Raw genomic sequence first — 16,161 nt, 5'->3', positions numbered from 1 at the left:
TTGATTAAGTAAGCCATATGATAAAAAAACTCCTTAAAGCTCCGGCAGTGCAATGGAACAATAAGTTCGAGCAACTTAGCGAGCGAGCCAAAGATGAAAGGATTAAAGCCTTTTATGCTGCTGCTTACCGTCACCAGAAACGCCTTTGAATGAAGTGCCATTTGTCGCCTTGGATTTCGAGACAACAGGCCTAAACCCAGAAAAAGATGGAATTCTGTCAATTGGATTGGTCCCATTTACACTCTCTCGCGTTAAGCTCCGTCAAGCTGCGCATTGGACAGTGAGACCAAAAGCCAAGCTCGAAGAAGAGTCTGTGGTCATTCACGGCATCACCCACAATGACTTGATTGATGCGCCGACGTTGAATGAGATATTGGCCGACGTGCTCAATGCATTAGCTGGAAAAGTCATCGTGGTGCATTACCGCCCCATTGAACGCGGCTTTTTAAACTGTGCATTGAAGAAGATGCTCGGTGAGGGTATTGAGTTCCCAGTTGTCGATACCATGCAGGTAGAGTCGGATTATCAAGAGAAATTAACGGCGGGCATACTCAATAAGCTCAAAGGTAAACGTGCGGATTCGGTGCGTTTAGGTCAAACGCGTCGTCGCTATGGGTTGCCAGACTATCCACCTCATCACGCTCTGATGGATGCAGTCGCAACAGCGGAGTTACTTCAGGCGCAAATGGCCTATCAGGACAACGAAACCAAAGTACTCGGAGACTATTGCTATAACGTCTCGTTCTTGCCTTGAGTCTTGGGAAAGAGGTGAATTAAAACAACTCCTGCTGCGGACTTGCTTCCTCTTCGAGAACCTTATTTTGGTACAGGGGCTTTACCCTGTGCCAATTTACGGCGGTATCGCTGTCGACAGAGTTTAATAATATACAACTGCTGTGCCGGCGTATAAGAAAGCCAATTAAATCGCTCTTCCCGCTTGCGCATGCATCCTTGGCAATACCCCTTTTCATCGACCGTACAAACTCGAACACAAGGACTCGGCACGGTAAAAAACTCAAGTTGTTCCATTCACACCCCTTGCGATAATATCCACTTTGTTCTCTTAAGCCTCCAGACTCATAAACCCAGTCTCATAAACTAGGATAAGCTTATAAAGTAAGAATAGTCTGAATTATGAGTCATTAGCCTCACTTGCAATATGGATATACAATAACTTCCACATCCTAGGTTGAAATCCCACTATACTAAAGATAACCTACTCCTGACAAAAAACAGTGTTTTATTAGTTACGCTGGTCAGCAATTTCATTTAGTTGGAGCAATAAATATGAAGATTTTTTCTAAGAAGGTACTCGCAGCAGTTGCGCTTCCAGTTCTTATGACGGCTTGTGCCGCAAACGACACTAAGCAGGAGGAGCCAATGAAAGCCGTTACCGCTCAGGATCTTCAGCACCATAACTGGAATCTGGTTCAAATTGATGGCAACCCAATTCAAATCGAAGAGCCAAACCAAGCACCACGCCTAGAAATCGGTGAAAAAATGACAGCGAACGGCAACGCAGGCTGTAACAACTTCTTCGGTCAAGGCGAGTTGAAAGACGGTCAGTTCCGCATTGAAAAAATGGGCATGACGATGAAAATGTGTCCAGGTGCGGCAATGGATATCGAAAGAACGGTTTCTCAAACCCTTTCTGACTGGAGTGAAATCACCGTTACTCAAAATGGTCTAGAGCTTAAAGGCCAAGCGCACACGCTAACATTTGAGCTAAAAGACTGGGTAAACTAATACCCCGCACAGTCTTTCGTCCTAAAATACCTAGCCTTCAAGGCCTCGCTTCATGCGAGGCCTTTTTCATGGTCACTTCCTTACCTCGCCTTTCAAGAATCGGTTTTACCTATCACTAGAATAACCACATCCAGTTATCTCTGGCTGCGCAAACCACGTATCTTATCGACATATTAAACCGCTATATTGAACCAACTGAGATTACCTATGACCACCAAAGCACTCATTGTCGAGGGAGGCGCCATGCGCGGCATTTTTGCAGCAGGCGTACTCGACGCATTTCTAGAGCAAGACTATCGCCCTTATGACTTTGTTCTCGGCGTTTCTGCGGGTGCTTCCAATCTATTAAGCTATTTGGGCAACGCACCAACTCGAAGCTATCAAGTGATCACCAAATTGGCGACCAGCAAACAGTTCTACAACCCACGCAGATTCGTTTCTGGTGGTCATTTGGTCGATGTTAAATGGCTCTATGAGGAATCTAACCGCCGATTTCCTTTAGATCAGGAGCGGGTGTTTACATCGGTGCCTTTTATTGCAGCGGCGACCAATGTTGCCACTGGCCGTCCCGATTACTACGAAATCACGCCAGACAATATCGCCAAGGCCATTGAAGCCACCGCTTCTCTGCCTCTTGCCTACAAAGAGACGCCTTGTTTTGATGGCGGCTGCTACACCGATGGCGGCGTAGCAGATTCGATTCCAGTTCGTGAAGCTTATCGCCGCGGAGCGAGAGACATCACAGTGATTTTGTCGCACCCACTAAGCTATGAAATGCCAAAACCTAAAGCAGGCTGGCTAATGAAAAAGTTGTTCGCTAAGCATCCGAACATTGGGCGAGCGTTGGCAAAACGTGCTGAGAACTATAATGACTCGCTACAGTTTATTAAAAATCCACCCAAAGATTGCGTGGTTCGAGTCATTACCCCACCCGAGGACTTTCCTGTGCAGCGCTTAACGATGAAAAAAGCGCTACTCGATGTAGGCTACGAAATGGGCGTGGAAGAAGGGCGAAGCCACGTCAACCACTTGACAGGTAAGCTCGAATATCGACAAGAAGAGTGCCACTTTTGTTAATATTGGAAAAGTAAGTATGTCATCATAGTTACTGACCCACTACCAATAGGACATTGTGTTGATGCGCAAATCAGATAAGAAGATCGATAAGCTAATCAGAGAAGTGCTGACCGAAGTGTGTGAAGAAACGCTAAAAAGCTACGAGGGTTTTCTTTGGGTGACTCACACGGTCAAGTTCCCCTCCTTCCCACAGAGCTTACAAATTATCTGTGTATTTGAATCGAACCAAGATAGAGCAAACTTCTTAATGAGCGATGGCCAGCAGCATGTTTCATCCGCCATTCAAATTGCGTTTAACCGGGTTGGCGTACAAATAAAGAACGTAAGCAGACAAATCAGCTATGAAACACGCTAAACGTGTAATGGTGGGAAAGAGGCATACAGTATGAAGAAGCAACAAAGCCCCTGCATCGGCGTCTGTAACTTTTCAAATTCCAAGGGATGGTGTTTGGGTTGCGGTAGAACTCGGGAAGAATGCCAAAAGTGGAAAAGCATGAAGCCTTACGCCACCAAGGCACTGCAGAAGGAGCTCAAGAAACGTGTGTCTCAACTTAATTCGAGTAGGGATAATTAAAAAATTCCAACTCAAATCTACCTCATTCGCGCTCGCCAGCCTAAATCGAAAATGAGTCAGCGGATGTAACTGGTCCGATCAATCCTCCTATACTGGCGGTATTATAGTGTTTTAAAATCGAATGCAAAAAGGGCATCAGTGCCAAAACACTGATGCCCTTAAATCTTGAAAACGTTAGCTAACGCATATTGAGTGGTTACTTATACTCGTGGAATTTCTGCGCAAGGTATGGGTCCCACATGGCTGCAGTAGCACTCATTACCATGTCTGCGCCCATATCTAGACGGCGGTGTAAGTCTTCAGCGTTCATCATGCCACCAACAGAGCAGATAACGAAGTCGTCTTTCCACTTAGTCCGCAGATCTATCAGGTTGCTGGTCACTTCTTCTGCCAGATCTCCGATAGCATAACCACAAGTACCGCTTGAGAGACGTCCTTCGCCCGGTAGCGCAGCTTTACCATCTGGAGTGATAACTTGACGAGGAATCGTGTTAATTGCCGCAAAACCGTCAACATATGGGCGGTTTGCTTCAATCACTTTCTCAAGTTGCTCTGCTGGCATCCAACCAAGTTTAATAAGTAAAGGAGTATTGCCAATCGATTCGCGGATTTTTTTCGATACTAGTGCTGAGTTTTCAGGGTCTGAGAACAGAGCTCCTTCTTTACTACCACCTAGGTTAGGGCAAGAGTAGTTCACTTCAATAACTTTGGCACCCGCTTCTTTCGCCATTGCTGAAACATAGCCATAATCTTCAACGAGGTCACGCTCAGCTAGACCGGGTGTACCATTCACCGATACGATCATCAGCTGGTTTTTACCCATCTTACGATTGCCTTCCTCGATGTCTTTCATCCAAACAGAAGGCGCAAGTGAAGGAACACCAAAAGAGTTGGTGATGGTGATACGCTCGTCTTGTGAAGGACGTCCACCAGGGTGGATCTCAGCATTGATGTCGCCGTTACTGAACTGCTCGTTAGTATCTAGGAAGATGCAGTTTGGCGCTGGGTGACAAGTGCGTTCGACACTTCGTACTGTTTTATAGACTGGAATGTCAAAACCAAGCTTGGCGTAGATATCACACCAGTGGCTATTTAAAAGAGGACCCGCAGGTACGCCAAGACGAGAGTTCACCTCAAAGTCGAATACTTTTTGAGTTTGAGTGATTGCAGGGCGAGTCGGAAATTTAGCATCAAAGAAGGGCCCATTTTGATAGTTGTCCTCATAGGTCTTGAGGATGTCATAGAGTTCGAACTGAGTTGGAGTAGTCATCAGAAGCCTTTCCTGTTTGCGCCAAATAAAACTGGCACGGATTCTAGCCTTAGTAAGCACAATTGAACATGGGCTGTGTGTTACTGATCACAGTATCGCTGCGTGAGATCAATTACATGGCAGAAAAAATACACGAAATCGTTGTTCAATCGATCGGGGGCTGCAAAATTTGTAACTGTTTGATAAAAACGTTTGCCCCACCTCATGTTTGGCACCCTCCAAAAACTTCGTCATTCCCTTGAAGAAGGGAATCTCATATAGCGCGTTGCAAAGCTGAATACGTATCGAGTGCGGAATAACGAAAGTTTGGAGTAGTGCCTACGATGTTCAAACGTTATTTTTCGTATCCTATAGACCGAATGTTAGATGCCAATATTTTGAAGAACAATAGTACCTAACAGCACCTACCTTCAGGGCTGGATCCGAGTCTATATCCGCAAACTCTTCAGGGTTTGGTAAACGCTCGCCAAAGCTCGATTGAGGAGCCTCTTTCGCCATACTGTTCAACGGAAAATCAGGTGTTATCTACATACATTTTTGCTTTAGGCCTGTGTTTTACATACTAATGTTGTTGACTTAACAAGTTTACACCCGAATACTTACCCTGTTTTTATATACAGGGTAGAATTATTTGATCAGAGTACGATTGAAAAGCCCCGTATCTCGGAAGATTTGTTTAATAAAAAGGACTTAAAATGATTCTAAATCACGTCTCAGTTGGAGCATCGGATGTAATAAAAGCCATCGAATTTTACGATTCAGTTCTGTCTACTTTGTCTATAAAACGCTCCCACTATATAGACAATATTGCCGCCGCCTATGGTGACAACTTAGAGTTTTGGGTTGGTAGTCCTTATGAAGGAAAAGCAACGCCAAGTAATGGTTTACATATCGCTTTCAATGCCCCTTCTAAAGAGTCTGTGGATGAATTCTATACCAAAGCAATTGAACTAGGTGGTACATGCGAGGGGAAACCGGGCGTTCGGTTAGAGTATGGCGAAAACTACTATGCTGCATTTATTCGAGATCGGGACGGAAACAAAATAGAAGCCGTCAAGATATTGCCATAGAACATTTGTAAGAAACGTTTTAAGCGGACTCTAAACACCAATGTGTGTTGTCGCGAAGTAATTTGATAGGAACAAGTGTGACTATAGTGCGCTCAATTGAGCAGGAACTAAAAAAAATAGGCTACCCCGAGCAATGTGTTCGAACGGTTGATATTCGGAGAATATCTGCAAAAACCTTTCGCTCTTTGGATAACAAAGGTATCTCAAATGTACTTGCTCTGTGCGAAGAATTACTCATCACTAGAGATTGGGCATATGGTGTTATTGCTTATGATTGGGCGTTTCGAGTAAAAAAACAGTACACGCCAGAGACGTACGTGGTTTTTGAAAACTGGTTGCTTGAGTATGTGAATGGCTGGGGCGATTGTGATGATTTCTGTACTCATGCATTTGGTGAGTTACTCAGACAATACAATGAGTTATCTGAGAAAACACTAAGCTGGGTAAAGCACGATCATTTCGCAGTACAGAGAGCAGCGGCTGTCATCCTCATTTATCCAATTAAGAAAGATGCGTATTCGGGTTTAAATCCCTACTTGGTCGCCAAGCTCTTGTTTAAAAACGAGCATCAGTTGGTGCAAAAAGGTTATGGTTGGCTTTTAAAAGAACTCTCCAAAAAAGAGCCTCAACAGGTCATCGAGTATTTGAGAGACAACCATAAGGTAATACCAAGAACCGCTTTTCGTTACGCTCTAGGAAACCTAGATCGATGCACAAAAGACGCGCTAATGTCACTTTAAACTGGGTATTCTCAAGCTAACAGATTCACTCGCCAAAGCTTGTGCTCTTTTCTTCAGACCAAAAAATAGCACTCATCGAGTGCTATTTTTACTATTTGAACAGCAATACCTTCAAGGCTGCATCCGGGTCTACATCCGCAAACTCTTCAGGGTTTGGTAAACGCTCAACAAAACTCAACTGCGGCGCTTCCTCTGCCATACCTTCAATCAGAAAGTCTGGCGTGACCGCTGGTGAGTTCACACACGCCATCACTTCCCCATTTGGCGTAAGCAGTTCATTCAAACGTCTTAAGATTTTCTTGTAGTCTTTGGTTAATGCAAAACTGCCTTTTTGGAATGATGGTGGATCGATCACGACGATGTCGTATGGTCCGTACTTTTTGATTTTCCCCCAAGACTTAAAAATGTCGTGGGCAAGAAAGCTTACTTGGCTAAGATCGTGGTTATTTAGGCGATGATTGTCGCGCCCTTTGTTGAGCGATGAACGTGCCATGTCCACATTCACCACATGCTCTGCACCACCCGCGATCGCCGCGACTGAAAAGCCACAAGTGTACGCAAATAAATTAAGAACACGCTTACCTTCCGCTTTGCACTTCACCCACTCACGGCCGTTTCGCATATCAAGAAATAGTCCGAAATTTTGGTTTCGACCAATATCGAGTTGATACTGACAACCCAACTCTTCAACCACAGGTTTGCTATCGAGCTCACCCCAAAGCACTTCTGACGGCGCGCCGTCGCTGTATCTGTGTTGCAATACTACCGCTTTGCCTTGAGCCTTTTCCCAAATAGTTGAAGCCGCTAACTCCATTAAACCTTGTTGCAGTGTCGTTAGGAAAATCTCGTCGACAGGCTTAAACAAGTTCACCAGCAACTGATTGGCCGCCCAATCACAAGTCAATTGCTCCAAACCAGGGAAGCACTTACCTCGGCCATGAAATAAACGGCGAACTTCGGTTGGCGCAGATGCCAAAGCTGTCTCAACTTGTTCGAAGAACACGCTCAATTTGTCGGCCTGCATCACTTGACCTTGTGGCTCTTGATTCTCTTGTGGCTCTTGATTGTCATATGATGAGGTCATTTCTTCGGCCATACTAACTCCCACGGTTTAGACCATTGCTCGATTGCACAACTCAAAGCTGCGCTGTTCCATTTACTACCTATCTCCGCGTTTCTTGGATCGCAGATAAACTCATACGCTTGATCAAAAAGGGTAAAGCGCAATGCGTAAGCATGAAGATAGCCGCGATCAACGCCTGTACTCTGGCCATAAATGGGATCACCGACAATCGCAGAGCCTACAGATTTAAGCCCCACACGAATTTGATGCGTTTTTCCTGTCAATGGTCGACATAAAAATGCCCGCTCACCTTCTTCACCCGCTAAGGAGAAGAACTGTGTCACTGCTGGGTTATTCTTAGTTGCCACCAGCTTCCATGACGCTCGACGAGAGCGTTCCATATCTCCAGAGATGGTACCCTGCTTTTTCTTCGGCTTTTTGCTGCCAATCGCCAAATAGAACTTATCCATTTGACGTTGCTGGAACAGCTTTGAGAACTCCGCGGCCACCTCGGAACGTTTGGCAAGGATCAGCAAACCTGAGGTCATTTTGTCGAGGCGATGCACCAGAAATAGAGACGGACAACCAAGGCAGGTCGCAACTTCTTGCACCAGCATGGTATCCCCGTCATCTTTGTGAACACTGACACCCGGGTGCTTGTTGATGACCACAAAATCATCATTTTCAAACTGAATATCGAACATGAAAGGCGTAACTTTGTTTTGTTTGGCTCGGATGATACACAAAAGCTGCCCTAAGAGCAGCTTTTGGTTTTCTGATAATGAGTGATCAGAGGAAAGGATACGCAAAGACGATCAAAATTGCCGCCGGACATACAAACTTCACATACCAAGGCCAAATTTTCCAAAACCAGGTCTGTTCAATCTCTGGGTTACCTTGTCTGATTTCCTCAAGCAGTGAATTACGGCTCCAAATCCAACCAATAACCACAGCCCACACCACGCCAAGAAGCGGCTGCATATAAACCGTAGAGGCGGTTGCGACTAAGTCGAACAACGCATTGAAGTTGGCAGCAATAATAGCGCTACACAGCAAAATGGTGCCGCCCAGGATCATGGTCGCCTTGTTGCGAGACATCTTCGCTTCTTCTTGAAGGCAAGATACTGGCACTTCTAACATAGCGATTGAAGACGTCAATGCGGCGATAACCATTAGGGCAAAAAATGCGATGCCAATGACTTCACCGGCAAGCCCCATTGAATCAAATAACGCTGGCAATACCACAAACACCAGATTGCCAGAACTAATCAGCTCACCAAGCTCATTGAAAATCTGTACGCCATTTTCTTTAGCAACAAACATAGCAGGAAGAATCAGCAAGCCCGCCATGAACGCAACACCAGTATCGATGATCGCTACCTGCCCCGCCGTTTTCGGAATATTAATGTCTTTACTAAGGTAAGAGCCGTATACCATCATTGCCCCACACCAAGTGACAATGAGAAAAACGCCTGACCCATTGCGTTAACCACAAGGCTAGCATTTAGGTGGTTCCATTTCGGTACAAGATACATTTCCAGACCGTCCATAGCGCCGTCTTGGGTAAAGATGTAACCAATCAGAGCAATGAAAAGCACAAAAAGGACAGGCATTAGTCGAGATGACCACTTTTCGATTCCGTCGGAAACACCGCGTTTCACAACAAACACTGTCATCAACATGAACAGCACCGTTAAGCTTACGTTCCGAGCCGTGCCGAACGTCACTAACCAGTCAGCTACACCATTTAGCCCGATAACATCAGCAATAGGCGCAAGACCAAAACCGATTAGCCAGCCAGCTAGAATGGCGTAAAAGCTAAGAATCATGGAAGCGGTAAGCAGCGCAATCACACCAAACATGGCAGCAACCGGCTTGTTTTTTACCCATATCTTGCGAAGTGATGCAATTGGGTTTGATTGACCATAACGACCAATGGTTAGCTCAGCGATCAACATTGGAAACGCCAGCAGCGCCATCATCAACAGGTAAACCAGCAAGAAGGCCGCACCACCGTTGGTCGCCGTTTGGGTTGGAAAACCCCACACATTACCTAAACCTACTGCGCTACCGGCAGCAGCCATAATAAAACCAAAGCGGGAAGTGAATTGTCCTCTATCGGAACTTGTCATTGTTTCGTACCAAACCGTCGCCGAGCGACGCGAAATGTAAAGTGGCTGTCCTTGATACAAATAGCAACGCAAACCATCGCTAACCAGCGATCATTGTTCCTTGTGCGAAGTCTTAGCAGCTCCCAAACCGGAGCTGTACAAATTAATTTACAGCGCAGTTTAATTGGGAGTTTTGCGAATGGGTAGCAAGTAAAGCAGGTAATCCTTACAATTGGAAGCCCAAAACTCTTACCTGACCATTATCCATTCTATTTCACTATAGTTCGGTTATTAAACCATCGAATGTCAATACACTAACTTCCTTTTGCGACAGTTTGCTCTGCTTACATTCTTTGCCATAACCTTTTATCTTACGTTTGTTAACTCTTAACGCTCACAGCAGTGACTCGTTGTATTTGACAGACAGTTAACTATTCCAAATACTTGATTCTGAGATTATTATTTCCAAAACTGTCTTTCTATCGAGGCTAAATGGACAAGGTTTATCACTTTCTAACACTTGCAGGCATTGGCTTGTATTGGATACTCGTTGCCGGTGTGACATTGCGGGTTGTGCTCAAGCGGCGCGCAGTCAGTGTTTCTCTTGCATGGCTAATGGTGATTTATATCATTCCAGTGGTCGGCGTGATTTGCTATTTCATGTTTGGTGAACTCAACCTTGGCCGTAAACGCGCAGAACGCGCTCGCGTCATGTTTAAGCCCTTTGAAGAATGGTTCTTTGAACTAAACAATTGTAATGCCCACGTACCCGATAATATGGGTACGCACATTTCTAAGATCGATAACTTGTGCAATAAGCGCATGGGTATTCCCGCTTTGTGTGGCAATGAGCTGCAGTTACAAACCACTCCACAAGAAATCTTGCTCTCAGTCATCAATGATATCGAGAATGCTAAGCACAGCATTCGAATGGTGTTCTACATCTGGTATCCAGGTGGTTTGGCTGACTCGGTTGCAGCGGCACTTATTCAAGCCTCAAAACGTGGTGTCAACGTCAAAGTCTTGCTCGATTCGGCGGGCAGTCCTACTTTTTTCCGCAGTCACTGGGCAACCATGATGCGCGATGGCGGCATTGAGTTGGTTGAAGGCCTTGAAGTGTCACCATGGCGTATTTTCTTACGTCGTTTGGACTTGCGGCAACACCGCAAGATCATCGTTATTGATGATGAAGTGGCCTATACAGGCTCCATGAACATGGTCGATCCGGCCTACTTCAAGCAAAACTCTGGGGTTGGCCAGTGGATTGACATTATGGTGCGTATAGAGGGCCAACCGTCAATGTGCTCTCTGCCATTCACTGTTGGGACTGGGAAGTAGAAACCGGTGACCGCCAATTACCTGTGCAGCCAGAGTGTCAGATCGACATTCCAGAAGACTCGAAACCAGTTCAAGTCGTGCCATCAGGACCAGGCATGCCAGATCAGTTAATTGGTCAGGTGCTCACCATTGCCATGCATCAGGCAGAAAAGTCCGTGCGCATCACCACACCTTATTTTGTACCAAGTGCAGATCTATTGGAAACCATCAAAACCACAGCACAGCGTGGCGTTAATGTTGAGTTAGTTATACCGAAGAACAACGATTCTATGATGGTGAAATGGGCATCGCGTGCTTTCTACTCGGAACTGCTTTCCTCCGGTGTAAAAATCCATGAGTTTGACGGTGGGCTGTTACATACTAAGTCGGTAGTGATTGATGAGCTATTTTGCTTAGTGGGTACCGTTAATATGGACATGCGCAGCCTTTGGCTCAACTTTGAGGTAACCCTTGCGGTCGAAGATCCAGCCTTCACACTCAAAATGCATCAACTTCAAAGCCACTACATCGAGAGCGCTGACTTAGTCGACTACAACAAGTGGAAACAGCGCAGTATCTATCACCGTTTCTTTGAACGACTGTTCTATCTGTTCAACCCACTGCTCTGATCATAAGTACTGAAGAAGGCCAAAGACTTGCAACTCTTTGGCTTCATGGTTTATTGCTGTTATCTAAGCATGAATCTCAAACACATTGCGGTTTGAATACAGACAGGGATCTTTAATGTCAGAAAGCAAAACCACCAAATTTGTCACCGCTGGCCGCGATAAAAAGTGGACAAACGGCGTCGTAAACCCGCCAGTACAACGCGCCTCTACCGTTGTCTTTGATACTGTCGCTGAAAAGCATCACGCTACCGTGAACCGCGCCAATAAGACCCTATTTTATGGTCGTCGTGGCACCAACACGCATTTTGCTTTCCAAGATGCGATGACGGAAATCGAAGGCGGTGTTGGCTGTGCGCTCTACCCATGTGGTACAGCTGCTATCTCTAATGCGATTCTTGCTTTTGTTGAGACCGGCGATCATATTCTCATGGTCGACACGTGTTACGAGCCTACTCGTGACTTCTGTGACAGCATCATGAAGAAGATGGGCGTAGAGACCACTTACTACGACCCAATGATTGGCCAAGGCATCAAAGATCTTATCCAGCCAAACACCAAAATTCTGTTTCTTGAATCCCCTGGCTCTATCACCATGGAAGTGCAAGACGTGCCAGGTATGGCAAAAATTGCTCATGAAAATGACGTCATTGTTATGCTGGATAACACGTGGGGAGCAGGCGTCAACTTTTCTCCATTTGAACACGGTGTCGACATTTCGATTCAAGCGGCGACTAAGTACATCGTGGGTCACTCGGATGTCATGCTAGGTACCGCTGTCACGCACGAGAAGTACTGGGATCAACTGCGTGAGCAGAGCTACCTCATGGGTCAGTGCGTCTCTCCTGATGATGCTTATCTTGGTCTTCGCGGCATCCGCACGCTAGATGTGAGATTGCGCCAACATGCCGAAAACAGCTTAAAGGTCGCTAAGTGGTTAGCCACGCGTCCAGAAGTAGATCATGTTCGCCACCCTGCTCTTGAGACTTGTCCTGGCAGCGAATATTTCAAGCGTGACTTTACCGGCGGTAACGGCCTGTTCTCATTCGTGTTGAAATCAAGCTACCCGCGAGCCACTACTGCGCTATTGGATGGCATGAAACACTTCAGCATGGGCTACTCGTGGGGTGGTTTCGAAAGTCTCATCCTCGCCAATGAACCAAAGAGCTTCAACTCACTGCGCACCGTCGCTAACCCGAACTTTGAGGGCACTCTGATTCGTCTTCATATCGGCTTAGAAAGTGTCGAAGATTTAATTGAAGATCTAAAAGCCGGTTTTGAGCGCTATAATTCGGTGATTCAAGAGAAAACCGTTACTCAATAAAATTTGTTTAAATGGCTTTCTCACGAAAGCCATTTTTTTACTAAAGGAAATCCGAATGAGACTCAAAGCCGACGTCGCCATCTTAGATATTCTCGGTCATTTGTTAATTTGGTTGATACTCAGTTTCATCACTTTTGGTATCGCGCTGTTCTTTTTCCCTTATTCTTTCTCCAAGTTCATACTCAACCGCACTTATGTGATCGATGATATGGGAAGAGAGCGAAAAATGGACTGCGATATCGATCTGTTTAGCGACCTCGGCCACGTGCTGTTGTGGTTTGTAATATCGATACTGACATTAGGCATTGGCTACATTTTCTATTTCTACCGCGTTTGGAACTATGCGCTGAACAATACCCGTGTTGAATAGGAAATAGATTATGGCAGTTGCCCCTCCTACTCTCTATTATGTCTACGATCCTATGTGTTCATGGTGTTGGGGGTTCAGACCTACTTGGGAAAAAACGAAGAAACAGCTAGAAGGGCAAATCGATATCCACTACATACTGGGTGGGTTAGCCCAAGATACTGATAAACCAATGTCAGTCCAGATGCAGCAACAAATTGTCAGCCACTGGCACAAAATAGCGGACTATCTTGGGACTGAATTTAACTTCGAATTTTGGTCTAAAAATACTCCTAGAAGATCTACGTATCCTGCCTGTCGAGCTATAATTGCAGCCCGAAATCAAAATGCGGAAGCCGATATGTACCACGCTTTACAAAAAGCCTATTATTTGGAAGCGAAAAACCCGAGTGACATAGCAGTACTCGTCGACACTGCAAAGTTTATCGGTCTTAACGTCAATCAGTTTGAGGCAGATCTGCTCTCAGACGTAACAAATGACCGGCTAAATAAAGAATTAGCTTTTGCACGTTCTATCGGTGGGAATAGTTTCCCGTCTTTAATTCTCCGAAAACAAGGGCAGCTCATTGATATCCCCATCGACTACCAGAACCCCAGCCGATTGGTAAACATCATTAACGCCAAACTTTAACAATTGAGCCAGACTTGCATGTCTGGCTCTCTTTTGTAACTAACTACCGCTATAAACGACTCTTCGTCGTATCAAAAGTCCAGCTAACATCACCAAACCGAAGAGACCGAATCCACCACCACTAGAGTCACTGTCTACACACCCTACAACTTCAGTTGCGCTACCGACAGTAACCGTACTTGGTGAATCGCAAGATTCCGTTGGTGGTGCTTCATCTTTTGGAGTAGAAGGGTCTTCACCATCTGGCAGTTCGCCTGCACCATCTTCTGAAATCATAAAGTCCGGCATACTAATTACCGCTTCAGGCGCTACATCCGATTGAATATATACATCCAACCAATTCAGATAGTAATGAATATCACTGTACCAGGTAGGTAATGTTACCGAACTGCAAACATTATCAATAATGGGACTGGCGCTCATAACACCAACGACGACACCATCCTTAACAAGTGGTCCACCTGAATCCTCTAAGCAGGCACCGTTACCCAATATGGTATCTCCACCATTGGTTTCCGAAGTGGTAGGCAGAGTGCATATCTTCATAGGATCATCTGGTGACGCAATGTACCTTGGATACTCTTCCGCTGTTTCTAGTCTTTGAAAACACAACTCATTTGATATGTAAGCAACGCCCGTCTCTTTGAGGATAGTGTCACTCCCTTCCTCTCCATTGATACGCCAACCTGCTACTTTCAAGTTTGCGATCGGGTTTGCCGCATCCCACTCCATGTCCAAACCCAATAACAATGCGTGTATTGTCGGGTCTACTAACTGTGCCTTTGTGTCCGGCAACTCCCGTTCTGTATACAACAATGCTAAGTCATTTTGAAATGCTGTAGTAACAACCGTTTCACCGGCGTTATCAACTTCCACAGAATGAAGTGGGTCATACTGCGGGTGAATCACAATGTGAGTGATGTTATAAATATTGGTAAGCTTTGTGGCGGCTAAATCAGCGGTTCCTGCTGTCACAGCGATTTCTTTTGGTTTTACCACTTCAAACTGCGTGAAACTTTCTGAATTATCAGGTGCACCTTCTAGACTGGTGTCAGATTCCACCAAGCAATGAGCTGCAGTTAAAATCCATCGCTGACTAACTATAATACCACTACATTTATGTTTCTCGGCCTCAAACGATGCTCGAATAGAGACAACATAGGGATAGTCTTCTTCCATTTTTTCCGCAGTTTGCCTTAAAAGAAAATCAGGCAAACTTATCACTTTCTGCGGCGGTTCCTCCAACTCGATGTAGGGTTTTAACCAATCCAAATAGTGGTAGACGTTACTGTACCAAGTCGGCAGAGTTACAGAGCTGCATACGTCATAAATTATTGGGCTTGCACTAATGATGCCCACTAATATTCCATCCTTGAGAAGTGGGCCACCAGTATCGCCGGAGCATGCACCATTCCCCCATATTTCATCTTTACCAAACGTCTCGGACATAGTAGGCAAAGTACATAATTTCGTCGGGTCATTTGGTGAGGCGATATACCTTGGGTAGGCTTCTGCTGTTTCTAATCGCTGGTAACAGAGATCGTTGGAAATGTAAGCGACATTGGCTTCCTTAAGGCGAACGTCACCACCTTGATCTCCACCTTGCCCCCATCCCGCTACAGTCAAATTAGATGGTGGGTTTGCAGCATCCCAAAGTTCTCCTAGAGCTAGCAGGTCTGAATCATCCGTAGAATCTGGCAATGTAGCAAAGCCGTTGGGTAGGTCGCGCTCTGAATACAACAACGCTAAATCATTTTGAAAAGCAGTAATAACTGTTCCGTCTTCTTGAATAGAGTTAACAGGATCATAGCGTGGGTGAATGACAATATGGGTGATGTTATACAAGTTCTCAAGCGTGGCTGTAGATAGATCTGAAACCCCAACAGTTACCGAGATCTCTTTTGGTTTAACCACCTCGTAATTAGTAAAACTTTCTTGATTATCAGGCTGGCCCTCTAAACTAGTGGGAGAATATATAAGGCAATGCGCGGCTGTAAGAATCCAGCGCTCACTAAGCACAACACCACCACATTTGTGATCTTCTGCTTCAAATGAGGCTCTCACAGAGACCATATACATATAATTGTTCTCATAGTCGAGTTGCTCGACCTCTTCACCTAACACAATCGCATAACTTGATGCAGAAGCAATAACTGCAAAACATGCAGAGAATATTCTCCGTAACATAGTAAGCCTTCCTTGACGTTATTTTTGATTTTAAGCCAAGAAAACTATAGCCAAGTTT

Annotated in this window: 13 protein-coding genes and 4 pseudogenes; 11 read left to right on the top strand and 6 right to left on the bottom strand. The window is 45.3% G+C overall.

The window, feature by feature from the left end:
- Window positions 1-17: 17 nt before the first annotated feature.
- Window positions 18-754: pseudogene (locus tag TZ48_RS10290) on the top strand (3'-5' exonuclease).
- Window positions 755-773: 19 nt separating this feature from the next.
- Here the strand turns inward: TZ48_RS10290 and TZ48_RS26115 are convergent.
- A pseudogene (locus TZ48_RS26115) lies at window positions 774-1,029 on the bottom strand (DUF1289 domain-containing protein).
- A gap of 258 nt (window positions 1,030-1,287) precedes the next feature.
- On the opposite strand from TZ48_RS26115, the gene TZ48_RS10280 reads away from it, so the two are divergent.
- The 4 genes from TZ48_RS10280 to TZ48_RS10265 all read left to right on the top strand — a co-directional run bounded on the left by TZ48_RS10280 (window position 1,288) and on the right by TZ48_RS10265 (window position 3,397).
- Window positions 1,288-1,746: an META domain-containing protein gene (locus tag TZ48_RS10280; RefSeq protein ID WP_042498172.1), complete on the top strand. Its 459-nt coding sequence runs from the start codon at window positions 1,288-1,290 to the stop codon at window positions 1,744-1,746.
- A 207-nt stretch (window positions 1,747-1,953) separates the two neighbouring features.
- Window positions 1,954-2,823: a patatin-like phospholipase family protein gene (locus TZ48_RS10275; RefSeq protein WP_112479072.1), complete on the top strand. Its 870-nt coding sequence runs from the start codon at window positions 1,954-1,956 to the stop codon at window positions 2,821-2,823.
- Window positions 2,824-2,884: 61 nt separating this feature from the next.
- On the top strand, window positions 2,885-3,178 hold the full coding sequence (locus TZ48_RS10270; protein WP_112479071.1) for a Fis family transcriptional regulator: 294 nt from the start codon (window positions 2,885-2,887) through the stop codon (window positions 3,176-3,178).
- A 30-nt stretch (window positions 3,179-3,208) separates the two neighbouring features.
- Entirely contained in the window at window positions 3,209-3,397 is a 189-nt protein-coding gene (locus TZ48_RS10265; RefSeq protein ID WP_112479070.1) for a DUF1289 domain-containing protein, read from the top strand.
- A 196-nt stretch (window positions 3,398-3,593) separates the two neighbouring features.
- On the opposite strand, the gene TZ48_RS10260 is transcribed toward TZ48_RS10265, so the two are convergent.
- Window positions 3,594-4,667 (bottom strand): beta/alpha barrel domain-containing protein, encoded by a 1,074-nt coding sequence (locus tag TZ48_RS10260; protein WP_112479069.1) that lies wholly within the window; start codon window positions 4,665-4,667, stop codon window positions 3,594-3,596.
- Between the two features lie 695 nt (window positions 4,668-5,362).
- On the opposite strand from TZ48_RS10260, the gene TZ48_RS10250 reads away from it, so the two are divergent.
- Window positions 5,363-5,737 carry a VOC family protein gene (locus TZ48_RS10250; RefSeq protein WP_112479067.1) on the top strand — a complete coding sequence of 125 codons (375 nt, stop codon included), beginning with the start codon at window positions 5,363-5,365 and terminating at the stop codon, window positions 5,735-5,737.
- Window positions 5,738-5,814: 77 nt separating this feature from the next.
- Window positions 5,815-6,477: a DNA alkylation repair protein gene (locus TZ48_RS10245; RefSeq protein WP_112479066.1), complete on the top strand. Its 663-nt coding sequence runs from the start codon at window positions 5,815-5,817 to the stop codon at window positions 6,475-6,477.
- A 91-nt stretch (window positions 6,478-6,568) separates the two neighbouring features.
- Here the strand turns inward: TZ48_RS10245 and TZ48_RS10240 are convergent, their stop codons facing one another.
- From TZ48_RS10240 to TZ48_RS10230, 3 genes and pseudogenes are all read right to left on the bottom strand, one after another.
- Window positions 6,569-7,501, bottom strand: coding sequence for a class I SAM-dependent methyltransferase (locus TZ48_RS10240; protein WP_112479077.1), 933 nt, complete (start codon window positions 7,499-7,501; stop codon window positions 6,569-6,571).
- A gap of 56 nt (window positions 7,502-7,557) precedes the next feature.
- Window positions 7,558-8,244, bottom strand: a complete 687-nt coding sequence (locus tag TZ48_RS10235) for a TIGR01621 family pseudouridine synthase (protein ID WP_112479076.1) — start codon at window positions 8,242-8,244, stop codon at window positions 7,558-7,560.
- An 85-nt stretch (window positions 8,245-8,329) separates the two neighbouring features.
- A pseudogene (locus tag TZ48_RS10230) lies at window positions 8,330-9,672 on the bottom strand (sodium-dependent transporter).
- Window positions 9,673-10,143: 471 nt separating this feature from the next.
- Here TZ48_RS10230 and cls point away from each other — a divergent pair.
- The 4 genes and pseudogenes from cls to TZ48_RS10210 all read left to right on the top strand — a co-directional run bounded on the left by cls (window position 10,144) and on the right by TZ48_RS10210 (window position 13,916).
- Window positions 10,144-11,597, top strand: a pseudogene (cls, locus tag TZ48_RS10225) (cardiolipin synthase).
- A gap of 115 nt (window positions 11,598-11,712) precedes the next feature.
- Complete coding sequence (locus tag TZ48_RS10220) at window positions 11,713-12,918, top strand: cystathionine beta-lyase (protein ID WP_112479065.1); 1,206 nt, start codon at window positions 11,713-11,715, stop codon at window positions 12,916-12,918.
- 55 nt (window positions 12,919-12,973) lie between these two features.
- Entirely contained in the window at window positions 12,974-13,288 is a 315-nt protein-coding gene (locus tag TZ48_RS10215; RefSeq protein ID WP_112479064.1) for a DUF6693 family protein, read from the top strand.
- Window positions 13,289-13,298: 10 nt separating this feature from the next.
- On the top strand, window positions 13,299-13,916 hold the full coding sequence (locus TZ48_RS10210) for a DsbA family protein (protein WP_112479063.1): 618 nt from the start codon (window positions 13,299-13,301) through the stop codon (window positions 13,914-13,916).
- A gap of 39 nt (window positions 13,917-13,955) precedes the next feature.
- Here the strand turns inward: TZ48_RS10210 and TZ48_RS10205 are convergent, their stop codons facing one another.
- Window positions 13,956-16,103: a trypsin-like serine protease gene (locus TZ48_RS10205; RefSeq protein WP_112479062.1), complete on the bottom strand. Its 2,148-nt coding sequence runs from the start codon at window positions 16,101-16,103 to the stop codon at window positions 13,956-13,958.
- Window positions 16,104-16,161 lie beyond the last annotated feature (58 nt).

It is taken from the genome of Vibrio variabilis (assembly GCF_003263785.1).
Classification (GTDB): Bacteria; Pseudomonadota; Gammaproteobacteria; order Enterobacterales; family Vibrionaceae; genus Vibrio; species Vibrio variabilis.
The sequence above is the reverse complement of the archived record's forward strand: the minus strand, read 5'-3'. Positions and strand labels throughout refer to the sequence as shown.